Annotated in this window: 18 protein-coding genes; 15 read left to right on the top strand and 3 right to left on the bottom strand. The window is 44.8% G+C overall.

Going from position 1 to position 15,669, the window contains the following annotated elements; translation table 11 throughout:
- Positions 1 to 298 precede the first annotated feature (298 nt).
- Positions 299 to 2,257 (bottom strand): ABC-F family ATP-binding cassette domain-containing protein, encoded by a 1,959-nt coding sequence (locus MKY42_RS06960; RefSeq protein WP_090894302.1) that lies wholly within the window; start codon positions 2,255 to 2,257, stop codon positions 299 to 301.
- Positions 2,258 to 2,535: 278 nt separating this feature from the next.
- Here MKY42_RS06960 and MKY42_RS06965 point away from each other — a divergent pair, with 278 nt between their 5' ends.
- The 9 genes from MKY42_RS06965 to MKY42_RS07005 all read left to right on the top strand — a co-directional run bounded on the left by MKY42_RS06965 (position 2,536) and on the right by MKY42_RS07005 (position 9,557).
- The gene (locus MKY42_RS06965) at positions 2,536 to 3,174 is read left to right on the top strand and encodes a 5-formyltetrahydrofolate cyclo-ligase (RefSeq protein WP_339849974.1); all 639 of its coding nucleotides are present in this window, start codon (positions 2,536 to 2,538) and stop codon (positions 3,172 to 3,174) included.
- A gap of 15 nt (positions 3,175 to 3,189) precedes the next feature.
- Entirely contained in the window at positions 3,190 to 3,693 is a 504-nt protein-coding gene (moaC, locus tag MKY42_RS06970; protein WP_090894306.1) for a cyclic pyranopterin monophosphate synthase MoaC, read from the top strand.
- A gap of 37 nt (positions 3,694 to 3,730) precedes the next feature.
- A complete protein-coding gene (locus MKY42_RS06975) occupies positions 3,731 to 4,216 on the top strand; it encodes a MogA/MoaB family molybdenum cofactor biosynthesis protein (RefSeq protein ID WP_024630749.1) in 486 nt (161 codons plus the stop codon).
- 201 nt (positions 4,217 to 4,417) lie between these two features.
- Complete coding sequence (locus tag MKY42_RS06980; protein ID WP_064640077.1) at positions 4,418 to 4,666, top strand: twin-arginine translocase TatA/TatE family subunit; 249 nt, start codon at positions 4,418 to 4,420, stop codon at positions 4,664 to 4,666.
- A gap of 78 nt (positions 4,667 to 4,744) precedes the next feature.
- Entirely contained in the window at positions 4,745 to 5,530 is a 786-nt protein-coding gene (tatC, locus tag MKY42_RS06985; protein ID WP_090894308.1) for a twin-arginine translocase subunit TatC, read from the top strand.
- 451 nt (positions 5,531 to 5,981) lie between these two features.
- Positions 5,982 to 6,263 (top strand): co-chaperone GroES, encoded by a 282-nt coding sequence (gene groES, locus MKY42_RS06990; protein WP_024630746.1) that lies wholly within the window; start codon positions 5,982 to 5,984, stop codon positions 6,261 to 6,263.
- A gap of 73 nt (positions 6,264 to 6,336) precedes the next feature.
- A complete protein-coding gene (gene groL, locus MKY42_RS06995) occupies positions 6,337 to 7,968 on the top strand; it encodes a chaperonin GroEL (RefSeq protein WP_090894309.1) in 1,632 nt (543 codons plus the stop codon).
- 90 nt (positions 7,969 to 8,058) lie between these two features.
- On the top strand, positions 8,059 to 8,295 hold the full coding sequence (locus MKY42_RS07000; RefSeq protein ID WP_339849984.1) for a hypothetical protein: 237 nt from the start codon (positions 8,059 to 8,061) through the stop codon (positions 8,293 to 8,295).
- A gap of 218 nt (positions 8,296 to 8,513) precedes the next feature.
- Positions 8,514 to 9,557, top strand: coding sequence for an NAD(P)/FAD-dependent oxidoreductase (locus MKY42_RS07005; protein WP_179265544.1), 1,044 nt, complete (start codon positions 8,514 to 8,516; stop codon positions 9,555 to 9,557).
- Between the two features lie 173 nt (positions 9,558 to 9,730).
- On the opposite strand, the gene MKY42_RS07010 is transcribed toward MKY42_RS07005, so the two are convergent.
- Positions 9,731 to 10,168 carry a hypothetical protein gene (locus MKY42_RS07010; RefSeq protein WP_339849986.1) on the bottom strand — a complete coding sequence of 146 codons (438 nt, stop codon included), beginning with the start codon at positions 10,166 to 10,168 and terminating at the stop codon, positions 9,731 to 9,733.
- 516 nt (positions 10,169 to 10,684) lie between these two features.
- Positions 10,685 to 10,948, bottom strand: a complete 264-nt coding sequence (locus tag MKY42_RS07015) for a DUF2642 domain-containing protein (RefSeq protein ID WP_339849989.1) — start codon at positions 10,946 to 10,948, stop codon at positions 10,685 to 10,687.
- A gap of 266 nt (positions 10,949 to 11,214) precedes the next feature.
- On the opposite strand from MKY42_RS07015, the gene MKY42_RS07020 reads away from it, so the two are divergent.
- The 6 genes from MKY42_RS07020 (at position 11,215) to MKY42_RS07045 (ending at position 15,289) form a co-directional block, all read left to right on the top strand.
- Positions 11,215 to 11,595 (top strand): NucA/NucB deoxyribonuclease domain-containing protein, encoded by a 381-nt coding sequence (locus MKY42_RS07020; protein ID WP_244192680.1) that lies wholly within the window; start codon positions 11,215 to 11,217, stop codon positions 11,593 to 11,595.
- Positions 11,596 to 11,857: 262 nt separating this feature from the next.
- A complete protein-coding gene (locus MKY42_RS07025) occupies positions 11,858 to 12,760 on the top strand; it encodes a helix-turn-helix domain-containing protein (RefSeq protein WP_339849991.1) in 903 nt (300 codons plus the stop codon).
- Positions 12,761 to 12,820: 60 nt separating this feature from the next.
- Positions 12,821 to 13,309, top strand: coding sequence for a DinB family protein (locus MKY42_RS07030; protein WP_113051837.1), 489 nt, complete (start codon positions 12,821 to 12,823; stop codon positions 13,307 to 13,309).
- Between the two features lie 179 nt (positions 13,310 to 13,488).
- Complete coding sequence (locus MKY42_RS07035; RefSeq protein ID WP_090894322.1) at positions 13,489 to 13,776, top strand: hypothetical protein; 288 nt, start codon at positions 13,489 to 13,491, stop codon at positions 13,774 to 13,776.
- A 185-nt stretch (positions 13,777 to 13,961) separates the two neighbouring features.
- Positions 13,962 to 14,645 (top strand): hypothetical protein, encoded by a 684-nt coding sequence (locus MKY42_RS07040; RefSeq protein WP_339852771.1) that lies wholly within the window; start codon positions 13,962 to 13,964, stop codon positions 14,643 to 14,645.
- A 122-nt stretch (positions 14,646 to 14,767) separates the two neighbouring features.
- The gene (locus tag MKY42_RS07045; protein WP_339849999.1) at positions 14,768 to 15,289 is read left to right on the top strand and encodes a GNAT family N-acetyltransferase; all 522 of its coding nucleotides are present in this window, start codon (positions 14,768 to 14,770) and stop codon (positions 15,287 to 15,289) included.
- Positions 15,290 to 15,669 lie beyond the last annotated feature (380 nt).

Genomic DNA, 15,669 nt, shown 5'->3' on the forward strand with positions numbered 1-15,669 from the left:
TGGCCGGGTTATATCCACAAAGTTGTGGATAACGTGGATAACTTGGTGGATAAATATGGTTTTTGTGTGGAAAAAGCTATTCTACCGCCGTATAATTAAATAAATTCAATTGCTTGCTATCTTGCTTTTCTGTGGATAAATGAGAAGCTGTACAATGCAAAAATATTTTACTTGATTCGAGTAGATTTGACAAATGGGGAATCATTCTACTCCAATCCGTCCTGCTTTATGTTCAACAAAAAAAGCTGATTCCATTTAGGAATCAGCTTTTGATATCAAGTCCATTCTATTTGGTTTCTTATTCCAAAGCTAATTCTTCCCACTCTTCATAAGCCTTGGCAAGTTGAAGCTTGTGATCCTCTGCCTTCTCCTGAAGTTCTTGCAGCTTCATGTAATCCTGATATATTTCAGGCAGGGCCATCTGAGCCTCAAGCTCCGTAATCTCCGTTTCCAGCTTCGAAATCTGTTGTTCCAGAGCTTCCTGCTTGCGCTGGCGGTTACGTTCTTCGCGCTTGGCCTGCTTGTCCGCTTCGAATGAGGCGGCTCCGGATTTTTCGGTTGCGGATAGGGCTGGATCAGACTTAGCCGAGTTTTTGGAAGAGGCAAGGCGTGCTTCAGCCGCTTCGCGAGCGATATCTTCAAGCTCCTGTTTCTTCTCCACATAGTCATCATAATTGCCCAGGTAATGTTCTGTTCCACCCGGATGCAGTTCAACAATGCGCTCAGCCATTTTATTGAGGAAATACCGGTCATGCGAGATGAACAGCAACGTGCCTTCATAGTCCATCAGTGCTGCTTCAAGTACTTCTTTGGCGAACAGGTCAAGATGGTTCGTAGGCTCATCCAGAATGAGCATATTGGCTTCCTTGAGCATGAGCTTGGAGAGGGAGACACGAGCTTTTTCTCCACCGCTGAGCGATGAGATCTTTTTGAGTACATCATCTCCACTGAACAGGAAGTTGCCCAGCACCGTACGAATCCGTGCTTCCTCCATGCCTGGATAGGCACTCCACAGCTCTTCCAATACCGTATTGGAAGGATTAAGCCCCGTCTGCTCCTGATCGTAATAGCCAATCTGCACCTTGGTACCCCATTGGATCTCACCGCTTACAGGACGCAAACTTCCAGTGAGGCATTTGAGCAAGGTGGATTTACCTATACCGTTTGGACCGATTAAAGCAACCGTTTCCCCGCGTCTTAGATCAAAAGATACATTGCGGAACAACGGCGAAGCCTCATCGTAGGCCACGGAAAGCTGATCCACACGGAGCACTTCTTTACCGGACATGACAGCCGTCTCAAAAGAGAAATGAGCTTTCTTCAGATCTCCCATCGGTTTGTCGAGCCGTTCCATCTTATCAAGTGCTTTGCGGCGGCTCTGTGCCCGTTTGGTCGTTGAAGCACGCACGATATTCTTCTGAACAAAGTCCTCCATTTTGGAGATTTCATCCTGTTGTTTCTCGTATTGCTTCATCTGGCTTTCGTACTCCGCAGCTTTCAGTTCCATGTACCTACTGTAATTGCCGGTATATTTTTTGGAGCGGTGTCGTTCGATCTCCACAATGGTTGTTACAAGTCGGTCAAGGAAATACCGGTCATGGGATACTACCAGCAGCGCGCCGGAATAACCTCTGAGGTAATCTTCCAGCCACGTGAGGGTGGCAATGTCGAGATAGTTGGTAGGCTCGTCCAGCATGAGCAGGTCAGGGGCCTGAAGCAAAATGCGAGCAAGCGCAAGCCGTGTCTTTTGCCCACCGCTCAGTGTGGCAATCTGGGTATCAGGTGAAAATTCACCAAAGCCCATTCCGTGCAGTACACTGCGAATGCGGGTCTCCATCTCATAACCGCCATGATCCTTGAACCAGTCCGAGCGTTTAGCATAACGTTCAAGCAGATCGGCATACTTTTTTTCATCTTCCATCTGCGAGGGGTCAGCAATATCCTGCTCCATCTGACGCAAATCCGCTTCAGCCTGGGTCAGATGGGCGAATACGTTCATCATTTCTTCCCATATGGAGCGATCGGATTGCAGTCCGCTGTTCTGGGCGAGGTAACCAAGCGTTGTTTCCTTGGATTTGAAAATCTGTCCGCCATCATAGGACATTTCCCCAGCCACAATTTTGAGCAAAGTGGATTTCCCTGCACCGTTAACCCCAACGAGGCCGATGCGCTCGCGTTCTAATATTTGTAAGTTCACGCCGTCCAGGATTGGATCGACACCAAAACGTTTGATAATTCCGGATACTTGCAGCAGCATAAAATTAAGTTCCTCCATAGGTCCAGTTCTTGATATGACAACTATATCCCAGTTTACATGAAATACAGAGCAAATGCACCGATTAGGAGTGCCTGGGGCGTGTAGTCTTTTTGGTCAATCAATGATAAACTGAAAGAAGGCATGTTAATACATGAGGATTTTGCAGAAAATGAATCATTTTAACGATTCCAACATGATGACAACTGGTGCATAACATATAAATGGTTTTAATGGAGAGCTAGTTTACCTTCCCGATCAACAGGAGGTTATTCAAGGACATGCAGGATCATACGGAACAGAAAAGCCGCCTTCGTTCCAAGCTGAGACAGAGCCGGGATCTGATGGATGAAAGCATGCGTCAGCAGGTGATGACTGAGATTAATCATGTGACGAAGCGGGAGCTGGAGCGCCTTAGACGGGACAAATGGAAGCTGGGGAACAAGCGGCTTGTGATTTTTAGCTATTTGTCTTATGGAAGCGAAGCATCTACGGCCTTTTTATTTGAAGAGGGCTGGAAGCATGGAGATCGAATGCTCGCACCGAAAGTGCTGGCGAATCCGGCTCGCATGGAGTTGCGGCGTGTCATGGGTGAACAGGATATTCAGCCGGGAATATGGGGAATACCTGAACCCAAGGATTCCTGTGAAGTGCTGCAACCTGATTGCTGGCCGGATATCGATCTTGTCATCGTACCGGGGCTGGGATATGACCTTCAAGGAGGGCGCATCGGTTATGGCGGCGGTTATTATGACCGTTTTGCCGAGACGCTTGCAGCGAAATGTGCGATGACGGACAAAAGACCACGGATGGCTGCATTGGTATTGCCAGGCCAGCTTCAAGATGAAATTCCGATGGACCCGCTTGATCTGCGGATTGATCTGTTGATAACAACCGAAGGTATATTACATATCGAATAAAGGGTTGTGATGTGATTGAATTCAGAAACGAATAACAACCAGGCTTCCGGCAGCAAACTGACTCATTTTAATGAACAGGGACGAGCCCGGATGGTTGATATTTCGGGTAAGGAAAGTACCGTGCGTACAGCTGTGGCGGTATCCAAAGTGACGATGAATCCGGCTACGCTTGAAGCCATTCGGGAGGGCCGCATCGGCAAAGGTGACGTTCTGGCTGTGGCTCAAATTGCGGGCATACAGGGCGCCAAGAAAACGTCGGACTGGATTCCGATGTGCCATCCATTGGCATTAACGGGTGTGGATATCCGTTTTCATGACAACGGTGTCGATGAATTGCAGATTGAAGTTACGGTCAAAACCGAAGGAAAGACAGGTGTCGAGATGGAGGCGCTCACGGCGGCGTCGGCTGCGGCACTGACGATCTATGACATGTGTAAAGCCATGCAAAAAGATATGATTATCGGTCCAACCATGCTGAATTTCAAAAGTGGTGGCAAAAACGGCGATTTCAGCCGATAAGGGACATTTATTTTCATAGAGGAGAAGGGTGATCTTTATGGTGTGGAGAACAGCAATCCTGACAGCCAGCGACAAAGGGGCCCGCGGGGAACGTGAGGATACGAGTGCCCAAGTGATCCGGGAACTTGTGGAAGAAGAACTGGGTGGGGAAATCGTGGAGTACCGCATCGTTCCGGATGAACCCGATGAGATTATTGCGGCTTTGATTGAGATGACAGATTATTTTCACGCTGATTTGGTATTGACCACTGGAGGTACGGAGCTTGCGATTCGTGATATTACTCCAGAAGCGACCCGGCGGGTCATTGAACGGGAAGTTCCAGGCATGGCTGAAGCCATGAGATACAGTGTCATGGGCAAGAATCGTTCTGCCATGCTGTTCCGCGGCGTATGTGGTATTCGCGGACGTACATTGATTGTCAACCTGCCAGGTACACCGAAGGGTGTGCATGAGCATTTGGCGGCCATTATGGATCAGCTTCCGGAAGCGCTGCTGATGGTTACGGGGCAGTTCAAGCAATAAGTGTGAAACTTATAGTAGCGGGTGGAAATCAAGCAGGGAAAAATGATTGGATGTCGAGGTCTCTTTTGTGAATAATGTGGGTTATGTAAGTGGTTACATCTATGGTATGATTGACATAATTCAAAATGAAGCAAAGACATCTATGAGCCTATGGCCAAGCGTGTGCATCTTTGAAGCTTGAAACGAGGAGGAATAATATCCATGTTTAGTTCAATTGGACCAACAGGTTTTATTTTGCTGGCCGTTATCGCGTTGCTGTTGTTTGGGCCCAACAAGCTTCCGGAATTAGGACGGGCAGTCGGACGCACTTTCCGTGAATTCAAAGAAGGCGCACGTGAGATTATTTCGGATGATGATTCATCCAGTCGCAAGGAACAGGAAAAGGCGAAGCCGCTGGCATCTGAGACTGCATCTGCAGACAAGCCTGAGGACAAACGCCTGCCGGAATAACTTTGACGGCAATGAAAGAGAAATCCCTTCCTGCCGGAAGGGTTTTGTATTTTAAGCTGGCAACAATGGGGGGCAGGCATGACGCAGCAGAAGGAAGAAATGACGCTTACAGAACATTTGAGTGAGCTGCGCAAGCGGTTGATTTATGTGTTGAGTATTTTTATTTTGGGGCTGGTGGCAGGCTTTCTGGTAGCGGACCCGGTGTATCAATATCTGACGAAGGCAGAGACTGCTCAGGGGTTTGTACTGCATGCCTTCTCGTTCTGGGATGGGATTGGCATCTACATGAAGATTGCCGGACTATTCTCGCTGGTCATTACGCTGCCGTTTACGGTGTTTCAGCTCTGGAAGTTTGTCAGTCCAGGTCTGCGGCCGCGTGAGCGAAAAGCCACGCTGAAGTACGTACCTTATGTATTTCTGTTATTTCTGATCGGGTTAGCTTTCTCATACTACGTTGTTTTCCCGATGGCACTTTCTTTTACTTCATCAATTACGGAAAAAATGGGGCTTGTCGAGACCTACGGAATGAAGCAGTATTTCAGTTTTTTGTTTGGCATTGTACTGCCGGTATCCCTGTTGTTCGAACTTCCGTTAATCATTATGTTCCTGACAGGACTGCGGATATTAAATCCGATCAGGCTTCGCAAAATGCGCAGAGTCGCGTATTTTGTCCTGATTTTCATTGCGGTTGTGGTCACACCACCTGACTTTATTTCCGATTTTCTTGTGATGATTCCCTTGCTCCTGTTATATGAGATCAGTGTGTTTCTGTCTGGCTTTGTGTATCGCAAACAGCTTGCAGCTGATGCAGCGATCGAGTCACGATATGTTCGTGACGAGGATGATAAGCAGAGCGCAGTATAACAAGAGAGATTTCATACGATTTTTGTAACTGTGTTAATCTTGTATGTTGCCCATCCCCGGGATAAGGCGGTCAGTTCTTACCCGGGATATGAAGGGCGACAAACTTTTACGGTTATATATTCTGATGTACGGGACAAGCAGGCATATTATGTTCAACAATGGATACAATGGAAAAGGGCTGCCTGAGAACGATGCAGGAGGACTTACGGATTCTGTGGAATAAGTTAAAAAGGTATTATGGCATTTACACAGGCCAATCGGGAGTTTTTTGGCTGGGTTGATGTAAATACAACGTAAAATCTCGCAAGAATTCATGAAAAGGACTTGAAATCATGCTTCAAGTTGAAGTATCATAAAGTTGGTTGTTAGCACTGAACACTGTCGAGTGCTAATACATATGGCTACAACCTACAATGTAACGTTATATAATTTCAAAAGGAGGCTATTTTTCATGATCAGACCTTTAGGTGAACGCGTATTGGTAGAACCACTGGAGCAAGAGCAAACAACTTCTTTCGGGATCGTACTGCCGGACTCCGCTAAAGAAAAACCGCAAGAGGGTAAAATTATTGCTGTTGGCGCTGGAGTATTGAAAGACGGAGTACGTGTAGCTCTGGAAGTGAAAGAAGGAGATCGCGTTATTTTCTCCAAATATGCCGGTACAGAAATCAAGTTCGAAGGTAAAGAATATTTGATTATGAAAGAAAGCGATATTCACGCGATTCTCGACTAATTCAAATTTAATCGGTTAACCGAACCATATAGCAACACCATTTTACACAATATACTAGGGAGGTTTTCTTACCATGGCTAAAGACATTAAATTCAGTGAAGACGCTCGTCGTTCCATGCTTCGTGGTGTGGACGCATTGGCTAATGCAGTTAAAGTAACACTCGGTCCTAAAGGCCGTAACGTGGTTCTGGAGAAAAAATTCGGAAGCCCGCTCATCACGAATGACGGTGTAACGATTGCTAAAGAAATCGAACTGGAAGATGCATTCGAGAACATGGGTGCACAACTGGTTAAAGAAGTAGCAACCAAAACCAATGATGTTGCCGGTGACGGTACAACAACTGCAACTGTATTGGCTCAAGCGCTGATCACAGAAGGTTTGAAAAACGTAACTGCAGGCGCCAGCCCAATCGGTATCCGTAAAGGGATCGACAAAGCGGTTAAAGCTGCTGTAGCTGAACTGCAATCCATCTCCAAACCAGTTGAAACCAAACAATCCATCGCACAAGTTGCAGCAATTTCTGCAGCTGACGAAGAAGTAGGCGAACTGATCGCTGAAGCTATGGAAAAAGTGGGTAAAGACGGCGTTATCACGGTTGAAGAATCCCGTGGATTCGCTACCGAGCTGGAAGTGGTTGAAGGTATGCAATTCGACCGCGGTTACATCTCTCCATACATGATCACGGATACGGACAAAATGGAAGCTGTTCTGGACAACCCGTACATCCTGATCACAGACAAAAAAATCTCCAACACGCAAGAAATCCTGCCATTGCTTGAAAAAATCGTTCAACAAGGCAAACCGCTTGTTTTGATCGCTGAAGATATCGAAGGCGAAGCACTGGCGATGCTGGTTGTGAACAAATTGCGTGGAACATTCAACGCTGTAGCTGTTAAAGCTCCTGGCTTTGGTGACCGTCGTAAAGCAATGCTGCAAGATATCGCTGCCCTCACTGGTGGCCAATTGATCACGGAAGAACTGGGTCTGGACCTGAAATCCGCTGTTGTGGAACAACTGGGTACAGCTCGTCAAATCCGTGTAACGAAAGAAAACACAATCATCGTTGACGGTGCTGGTAACAAATCCGATATCGATGCACGTGTAAGCCAAATCCGTACACAACTGGAAGAAACAACTTCCGAGTTCGACAAAGAGAAACTGCAAGAGCGTCTGGCTAAATTGTCCGGCGGTGTAGCAGTAATCAAAGTCGGTGCGGCTACTGAAACAGAATTGAAAGAACGCAAACTGCGCATCGAAGATGCCCTGAACGCAACTCGCGCTGCGGTTGAAGAAGGTATCGTATCCGGTGGTGGTACAGCGCTCATGAACGTATATAACGCGGTTGCAGGTGTAAGCCTGTCCGGCGACGAGCAAACGGGCGTAAACATCGTCCTGCGCGCTCTGGAAGCTCCAATTCGCACAATCGCAGCTAACGCTGGCGAAGAAGGTTCCGTAATTGTGGAACGTCTGAAAAAAGAACAAACTGGCGTAGGCTTCAACGCTGCGACTGGCGAGTGGGTTAACATGATCGAAGCGGGTATCGTTGACCCTGCGAAAGTAACACGTTATGCATTGCAAAACGCTGCTTCCGTAGCAGCAATGTTCCTGACTACTGAAGCGGTTATCGCTGACAAACCAGAACCTGCAGGCGCTGCTGGCGTTCCTGACATGGGCGGTATGGGTGGAATGGGCGGCATGATGTAATAAAGGTGTAAAAACCTTTTAATGCCGATAGATGAAAGGCTCCCGAAAGGGAGCCTTTTTTCATTTAATTAGATCGAGGGAGGAAATCATTTGAGAAAGAGTACAAAGTGGACATTGTGGATTCTGGGCTTGATGCTTGGTGCAATTTTCATCAATTTTTACATGAATCAATATAGTTTTGCTTATGCGCTGATTACCGTGCTTTTACTTGTATTTATGGGGTGGGGATTCTTAGCCAAGTTAAAAAACGACGTTCGTCAGCATGAAGATCATCATAGAAGAGAGCATCAATCTGCGATCGATGACATCGATCGATACACGAGGTAATAAATAACGAACATATCAGGAATAGCATCATAAATACGTCAGGCAAACTAGGATAAACTGATTAAAGGCTCCTGTAAGGGAGTCTTTTTAATATTGATGTTTTATAAAAAAAAGTAGTGATGTTCTCTTCTATTGCTAAATAGACAGTAGTTAAGTAAAATTAACATATGAATAAGTGCTCATATATTAATGCATAAGTGATATTGGAGATGATACATATGTATGATGTATTGGTTATCGGAGCTGGGCAAGCAGGCTTGGCAGCAGGTTACTATCTTCAGCAGTCGGGGTTAACCTTCTTAATCGTTGACGCTGCCTCATATGTCGGGGAATCTTGGCGTAAACGGTACGATTCCTTGCATCTTTTTACCCCACGAATGTATGACGGATTACCGGGAATGCCGCTTAGTGGAAATGAAAATGGCCTGCCAAGCAAAGATGAAATTGCAGATTATTTTGAAAGTTACGCCGAGCAAATGCATCTTCCTATAAAGTTAAACTGTGTAATCTCCCGTCTCTCGAAGCAAGATGAGGTGTACTATGCTGAAACCAATGATGGAATAATTGAAGCGCGCAATATTATCGTTGCCACGGGGCCTTTCCAGACCAAAAATGTTCCTCATTTTGCGAAGTCATTATCCGAGAATGTAATTCAGCTTCATTCATCAGAGTATAAAAACCGCTCTCAATTGCTTCCTGGAACAACAGTAGTCGTAGGCGGTGGGAATTCAGGTGCCCAAATCGCCGTGGAGTTAGCATCAGATGATAAACAAACCGTATACATATCTATAGCTCGAAATATAACCTTTAGGCCTTTGCATGTTATGAAACGAAGTATATTCTGGTATTTTGAAAAGCTCGGAGTATTACGTGCAAGTGCAGATCGTATGGTTGGAAAATGGTTGCGAAATCAGCCAGAGTACGTCTATGGCTATGAGTTAAAAGAGTTGATCATTAAAGGGCAAGTTAACAAGTGTCCACGTGCTATAAATGCAATAGATAACCTCATCCTGTATGAGGATGGTAGTGAGACACGAATAGATAATATTATCTGGGCGACGGGGTTTAAACGAAATGATGGTTGGATTGATATCACTACTGCTTTTGATTCCCAAGGTGGAATTTTACACGAGAGAGGCGTATCACCGGTTGCTGGACTGTATTTTGTAGGGCTGCCTTGGCAAACATCACGAGGTTCAGCACTATTGGGATGGGTTAAATACGATGCTCAGAGTATCGTTAATCATGTGATTCAAAGGTAAGACACATCATGCTAGAGCAGATGCTAGGGATGATTAGCGAATACCATAAGTCACATTTTTGGGTATATTCCTAAAAAGAGGAGCTCACAATTACAAACGCTGAACTATCCAAACAGTACATATCACACGTTAGGCCGTTCCTTCATGGAGCGGCCTCTTTACACAATGGGGTCTTATTTCGCAACAGTTATTTCAAAAGTAGAGTGATCATGATCCTGTACGCTGAAGCGATATTCATATCCATTTCGAACCGTCGTTCCATCAAAATTACTCTGACTTACATCACGATCCAATATGCCGATATCCTGAATCACGTCTTGCGCATCATTATACGTGTACTCGTTATTGGTTGTCAGAATAAGTGTAGCGATAGCCGTCAAAAAGATTCCACCCGTTGGTTCGCTGATATCACCAGTCTCGTACAACCTGACTTCTTGTACTTTTTGATCTGAATTTAATGTACCAACCAATCTTAATTTATCATTAAATAAATATTTGAAAGCGCCAGTATCCTGCTCTGAAGAGTCTTTCATATTCAAGCTGGTAATACTCAAACCATTCAATCGGTATTTGCCCACGGCGCCATTAAATTTGTTTTTGAATTCCTCCATTGTCATATGGAAGCCAGAGGCATTCGTTTGAGTTAGAGGTGCATGATGTTCCTCTGTTGTAGCTGGGCCAGATTCGTGTTTCTCCGTGTGATTTGTCCCAGATGATTGCGGAGAATTTGAAGGTAAAGCCAACATGCCATACATTCCGATCGAAGCAATTGCAAAACATGCCGCCGTTAACATCACATGCCTTATCGATATCCGATTATGTTTTCGTATGAATAAGACCATCAAAACAATAAATACGAAGAAAGCCATAAAACCTAGGATGAATAGTATTATAAACAGATATTGCAAATTCTCACCTCGTAGTGCATCGTTATTTCGTACTCTCATTATAATGTTCCTTTGAGAAACTTTAAACCTGTACGCGTTTTTTTAAAAAAGATGAACAGTGGAACGAGCAGACTAAAAAGATGACTCCTCTGCAGCACGTGCAGTACAGGAGTCATCTCTTAAGTGTGGTCTAATCCTACATTTTAAGAGGCGTTCGATTCGTTAGCCCTCAATCGATATTTAGTCAGGCATAATCCAGACGATTTCGGCAATACGCACGAAGAATTTTCTGTTTCTTTCCTCCAGTATAACATGGTCATGTTTAACAGCAACCACACATCCATCCAGTCTACCGCGAGTCGTTTCCAGGATAACTACTTTTCCAACCAGGGACATCAGACTTTCGACTACGCAATGATCCACTGGATGAACGACAATGTTATGTGGCATGTGGGGTACATAATGTGAGTTGGCCATTGGATGCATCATGTGATAATTATTCAAGAAAAAACCTCCCAAATCATTTATACGGCATTCTATGCGATTGCCTACCCAAACGACTGGGCGTTTGACCTAAAGTCCATCATTTTAAAATTCCAACAAGGCAAATCGCTTGTCAATAGGTCAACATGTAACATCATTTCTTCCATTTATTTTACAAATGGTGCGATACTCTCTCACAATGCGTCTGTAAACTGAGAGGGTATTTAACATTATTTGGAGGTGTTTGGATGGTTAAGAAGTGGTGTACGCTTGTCCTTATTCTTGTTATGGCTTTATCTGGGAGTGTATATGTACAGCCCTCTTCAACAGTCCAGGGTGCTGCTACCACGTACACGTTGACCTTCCCGATGGATCGTTACCCGGAGACAGGAGCACATATTCGTGATGCCATTGCAGCAGGACATTCGGCAGTTTGTACCATTGATCGGGATGGGGCGGATGCCAATCGCAGAGAGTCGCTGAAAGGCTATCCGACCAAGGCGGGTTATGACCGGGATGAGTGGCCGATGGCGATGTGTGAAGAAGGTGGCGCGGGCGCTGATATTAGATACATAAGTCCAAGTGATAACAGGGGAGCTGGCTCCTGGGTGGGCAATCAGTTGGAGCAGTATGCCGATGGGACAAGGGTCAAGTTTACAGTAAAATGAAGCGGACTAGTCAGGATTATATGCGGGCCATGGCTAGAGCGCTTAATCCTTCATGGGAGTAATAAATATCTCCGACGTTACCCATAAAAATTGATGTTCTTTTCATCTTCATTTCAGATTCCGTTAAGGTAGCTGGGGTAAGATAAGTCTTGTAAACCCCTTCTCGTGTTAAATAGATGTGTGACTAGCTCCGTCGGATCGTCCGGCGGGGCACTTTTTTTCTTCATTTCATCGGTTAATGGTATGATAGATATATACATAAATGCTAGTAACGGAGGGATGGTTCGTGGACCCCAGCCTGCATCCGCTGTTCAGACCCATTCAGATGAATGGGACAGATAGAAATACCTATTATTTTGAGCGAATACCTTCTGTTTCCCTGATGGCTCATGTAGCCTGTTATTGGGAATCAGGTTTTATTCCGCATGAGGGAGAGCGAGATCAGGAAACGATCTCAGTGCCCGCTCGGGTATTGCCTGATGGCTGCACGGATATGCTGATTACATACGACGCGGTCCGTTCGGTTCATTCCTATGCGTACTGTGGCAATTATTCGCATCCGTTCTCTGTGCCCGAGGCATCCGATGTAAGTCCTTCTGCTGATTACACATTTGGCGTACGTTTTTTTCCGGGAGGGGCGTACGTGTTTCATGGTCTGCCATTGGAAGGATTTACGGACATGCGAATTCCGCTTGAGGAATGTTGGCCAGTCAGGTTGAATGAGCTTCAGGAGCGGATGGCTGGAACAAGAACCTTTGAAGAACGGGTGCGGGTAATGAATGCCTATCTGAGTCCACTATCCGTGCAAACCAGTACATATGAGAATGATCTGATGAAAAACGCGCTGCATCGCATCTTTATCGATGGAGGACGTATGAGCGTCAGCGAGCTGGCCATGCGAGAAGTTGTCAGCGAACGCCAGCTGCATCGGAAGTTCGCAGAATGGGTCGGAATCAGTCCGAAGCGATTCAGTGAGGTGGTTCGTTTTCACCGTGTCCTGGGCAGTATTCATCAGGGGCATACGCTGGATGGGGCAGCACTGGCCCTGAATCATGGTTTCTTTGACCAAGCTCACTTGATTCGTCAATTCCGCAAGTTTTATGGAGAAACTCCGCTGACCGCTGCCAAAGAACATCGACAAAAGGTTGTCCGATTTGTACAATAACTCGGTTGCCTCTTCCGTTATACTGAAATCGTGAGAATAATAGTAAAGGAGATATCATATATGAATGGAACTTTGCAAATGCGGGATCATCTGCTCAATGAATTGGAGACGGGAGTACGTACGGGGGCGAGCCTGATTCGTCTGATCCGTCCAGAGGATTGGGCTTACCGCCCGCAGGACAATATGCGTTCACTGGTGGAACTGGTTCATCATTTTATTCAGATCACGGCATCGGACCTCGCCATTATGCAGGAGAAGAGCGAAGCTGAGGTTGGTGTGGTAGAGAATAGCCTGTCAGGGATCGAGGATATTGAAAAGTTGGAGGCAACACTTTGGGGCAATTTGGAAGCTTACAAGGCTTATATTGTATCACTCAGCGAAGAAGATCTGTTGAATCGTTCAACCAAAGCTTTCTATATGGAGCATGGTCATTTGCAGGCTCAATGGCAGATTGAAACGCTAACGCATGTGTTCCATCACCGTTCACAGTTGTATAATTACCTCAAACAGCAGGGGCATGAGTTGAACTTTTTCATGCTGTACGCTTAGAACCTTAAAGTATGAATATGGTTATTATTGGCTCCGCCGGATGATCTGGCCGGGCTTTTTTTTATGTCTAATATTCTAGCATCTCTATCAAAATGGACGTTATCACACGGTCATTTTACCGTTACATTAATAGATTCCAAACATAGAATACCGTATCAAAGCAAAAGGAGGTGATTTCCATGGCCATCCTTTTACCGCAACAATTTTATGCCTTAGAGGCTAGTGTGGGTAAATCATATTATGAAAACCTTGCTGGAGGCACGAATGCCAGCATCACAGTGAACAATTTTGGTCCTTTCCCGGTAGACCTGGTTGTGACTCGTGTTAACGCTCCAGTGATCACGTATTTGATCCCTGCAGGCAACAGCCTTACGCTGTCTGTTGATTTGCTGCTCGTAGCTGCTTTGTTGACTACTCCGTCAGGTGCTTCAACAGGCACAATTCAAATCGCAACATCTGATTTCTAATGAATGTAGCGTGCTTTGTGAACCTCTGTCGGACATGTTGTCGGCAGAGGTTTTTCTTTTTTTAATGGATGTATCTGGGGTGGAAGTGATATTATACTAGGGTCTTTATAAAATGAAGTTGTTGTTATAGGAATGATTGATATTCTTATATCAAAACGAAAGGGAGATTGTAAATTTTGAAAAAGATGTTGTTGTACGTTTTGGGATTCACCTTGTGTTTATCGTTGTTCATGCCTTTACACATTTTAGATGCAGCCTCTTCAATGAGGTCCTTGGAGTTTGGGAATGGAGTAACTTATTATGGTGAAACCAAGAATGGCAAGCCTCATGGCTATGGAACGATGACCTGGGGTAAGAGCAAGACTTATAAGGGGAACTGGGTATCAGGCAAACGTTCGGGACAAGGTACTTATAAAGTAGTTACACGTGGAGAGGACAGCATTACTGAGCTTAAATATGATGGGTTCTGGAAGAATGATAAAAAAGAAGGGAAGGGTGAGTTGCTTATTAAAGAAACTTCGCTGACCGATGAAATGCAGGAAGCAAGAATTCAAACTGGAACATTTACGAAAGATCAGTGGATTACAGGGTATGAGGTTCGACATATTACTGTGGCAGACCCTCCTTATTCTTTTGTTTACAAGGATTCTAATATGAGTCTTAAAATTCTGGGAGATGCCGGGAATATATTAGATGGATTGAAGGTCGGTTATTTCTTTTCATTTACATATCAAAAAGGAAAAGTATACAAAGATGTCGGTGTTGGAGATGAATTCAGTCAGAAGCAATTTAGTTCTTTTATCAAAAGTGTAGAAAAAGAGATTAAGCCTCATATTAATCAGTTTGAGAAACTGGCTCAGAAATTATAGTTATTAATCTTGAATGATATAACGTGTGAAATTATATTTTTGTTTACTAATGCGGCTATTCGAGTAATTCATTGTAGAAGTGGTATAGAAGACTGATGTTGTGAAACAGGAGGTTATTGGACATGAACAGAATAACGTTTATTGAAACCGAGCGACTTGTATTCTCGACATGGAATGAAGAAGACCGTGCTCTGGCGTCAGCTCTATGGGGAGATCCTGAGGTAACGAAGTGGATCAGCAGCAAGGGGTTTCTGAGTGAGGATGAAGTGGAAGCGCGGTTGACGCAGGAAATAAAAAGGCAAGAAGAGGTGGGAGTGCAATATTGGCCCCTCTTTGAGAAAGATTCGGAAGTATTTGTTGGTTGCTGCGGTTTGCGCCCCTATTCTCCGGAAGAAGAGATATATGAACTGGGATTTCATCTTACCAGGGATTACTGGGGTAAGGGCTATGCCATGGAGGCAGCACGGGCGGTAATTGACTATGCATTTGGAGAACTGAAGGTTAAAGCGTTGTTTGCTGGGCATCATCCAGATAAAGAAGTGTCACGTCACATGCTATCCAAGCTGGGATTCCAATATGTACGCGATGAGCGTTATGAACCGACAGGGCTGATGCACCCATCCTATTTGCTGAAAAAGGAATAAATACGTTGCACATTCAGGGTAACTCAAGGTCTTTAAATATATAGCTTAAATGGATGTGTAGCGGTGTTGACCGTAATTTTTTGGTAAATGGGTTTTCATCGTTTTTTTATTTCATTTTCAGCTTCTATTAAGGTAGCAGAGGTAAGATAATTCTTGTAAACCCCTTCTCGTGTTAGATAGATGTGTGACTGACCTCGCCGGACGCCGGTGAGGTATTTTTTTTGCTTAATTTTATAATTGTACATAAAACAAACGTAAACAAAAATAAATAGGGGGTATTTATCTGTGGAATGTTGACTTACAAAGATAAACAAAGGTATAATGAATGTGAAAAAAGGAACTTACTATGTACGTGACGGGAAGTCTATTTTTTATCATGA

Source organism: Paenibacillus sp. FSL W7-1088 (assembly GCF_037969855.1).
In the GTDB taxonomy this organism is placed as follows: Bacteria; Bacillota; Bacilli; order Paenibacillales; family Paenibacillaceae; genus Paenibacillus.

Bases quoted from the DNA above. Each gene is read 5' to 3' on its own strand.
- MKY42_RS07035 (WP_090894322.1), top strand. From the start codon at position 13,489: ATGGCCATCCTTTTACCGCAACAATTTTATGCCTTAGAGGCTAGTGTG.
- MKY42_RS06975 (WP_024630749.1), top strand. From the start codon at position 3,731: ATGGTGTGGAGAACAGCAATCCTGACAGCCAGCGACAAAGGGGCCCGC.
- tatC (WP_090894308.1), top strand. From the start codon at position 4,745: ATGACGCAGCAGAAGGAAGAAATGACGCTTACAGAACATTTGAGTGAG.
- MKY42_RS06960 (WP_090894302.1), bottom strand. From the start codon at position 2,257: ATGCTGCTGCAAGTATCCGGAATTATCAAACGTTTTGGTGTCGATCCA.
- MKY42_RS07025 (WP_339849991.1), top strand. From the start codon at position 11,858: ATGCTAGTAACGGAGGGATGGTTCGTGGACCCCAGCCTGCATCCGCTG.
- groL (WP_090894309.1), top strand. From the start codon at position 6,337: ATGGCTAAAGACATTAAATTCAGTGAAGACGCTCGTCGTTCCATGCTT.
- MKY42_RS06980 (WP_064640077.1), top strand. From the start codon at position 4,418: ATGTTTAGTTCAATTGGACCAACAGGTTTTATTTTGCTGGCCGTTATC.
- MKY42_RS07045 (WP_339849999.1), top strand. From the start codon at position 14,768: ATGAACAGAATAACGTTTATTGAAACCGAGCGACTTGTATTCTCGACA.
- MKY42_RS07005 (WP_179265544.1), top strand. From the start codon at position 8,514: ATGTATGATGTATTGGTTATCGGAGCTGGGCAAGCAGGCTTGGCAGCA.
- groES (WP_024630746.1), top strand. From the start codon at position 5,982: ATGATCAGACCTTTAGGTGAACGCGTATTGGTAGAACCACTGGAGCAA.
- MKY42_RS07020 (WP_244192680.1), top strand. From the start codon at position 11,215: ATGGCTTTATCTGGGAGTGTATATGTACAGCCCTCTTCAACAGTCCAG.
- MKY42_RS07030 (WP_113051837.1), top strand. From the start codon at position 12,821: ATGAATGGAACTTTGCAAATGCGGGATCATCTGCTCAATGAATTGGAG.
- MKY42_RS06965 (WP_339849974.1), top strand. From the start codon at position 2,536: ATGCAGGATCATACGGAACAGAAAAGCCGCCTTCGTTCCAAGCTGAGA.
- MKY42_RS07010 (WP_339849986.1), bottom strand. From the start codon at position 10,168: ATGGAGGAATTCAAAAACAAATTTAATGGCGCCGTGGGCAAATACCGA.
- MKY42_RS07040 (WP_339852771.1), top strand. From the start codon at position 13,962: ATGTTGTTGTACGTTTTGGGATTCACCTTGTGTTTATCGTTGTTCATG.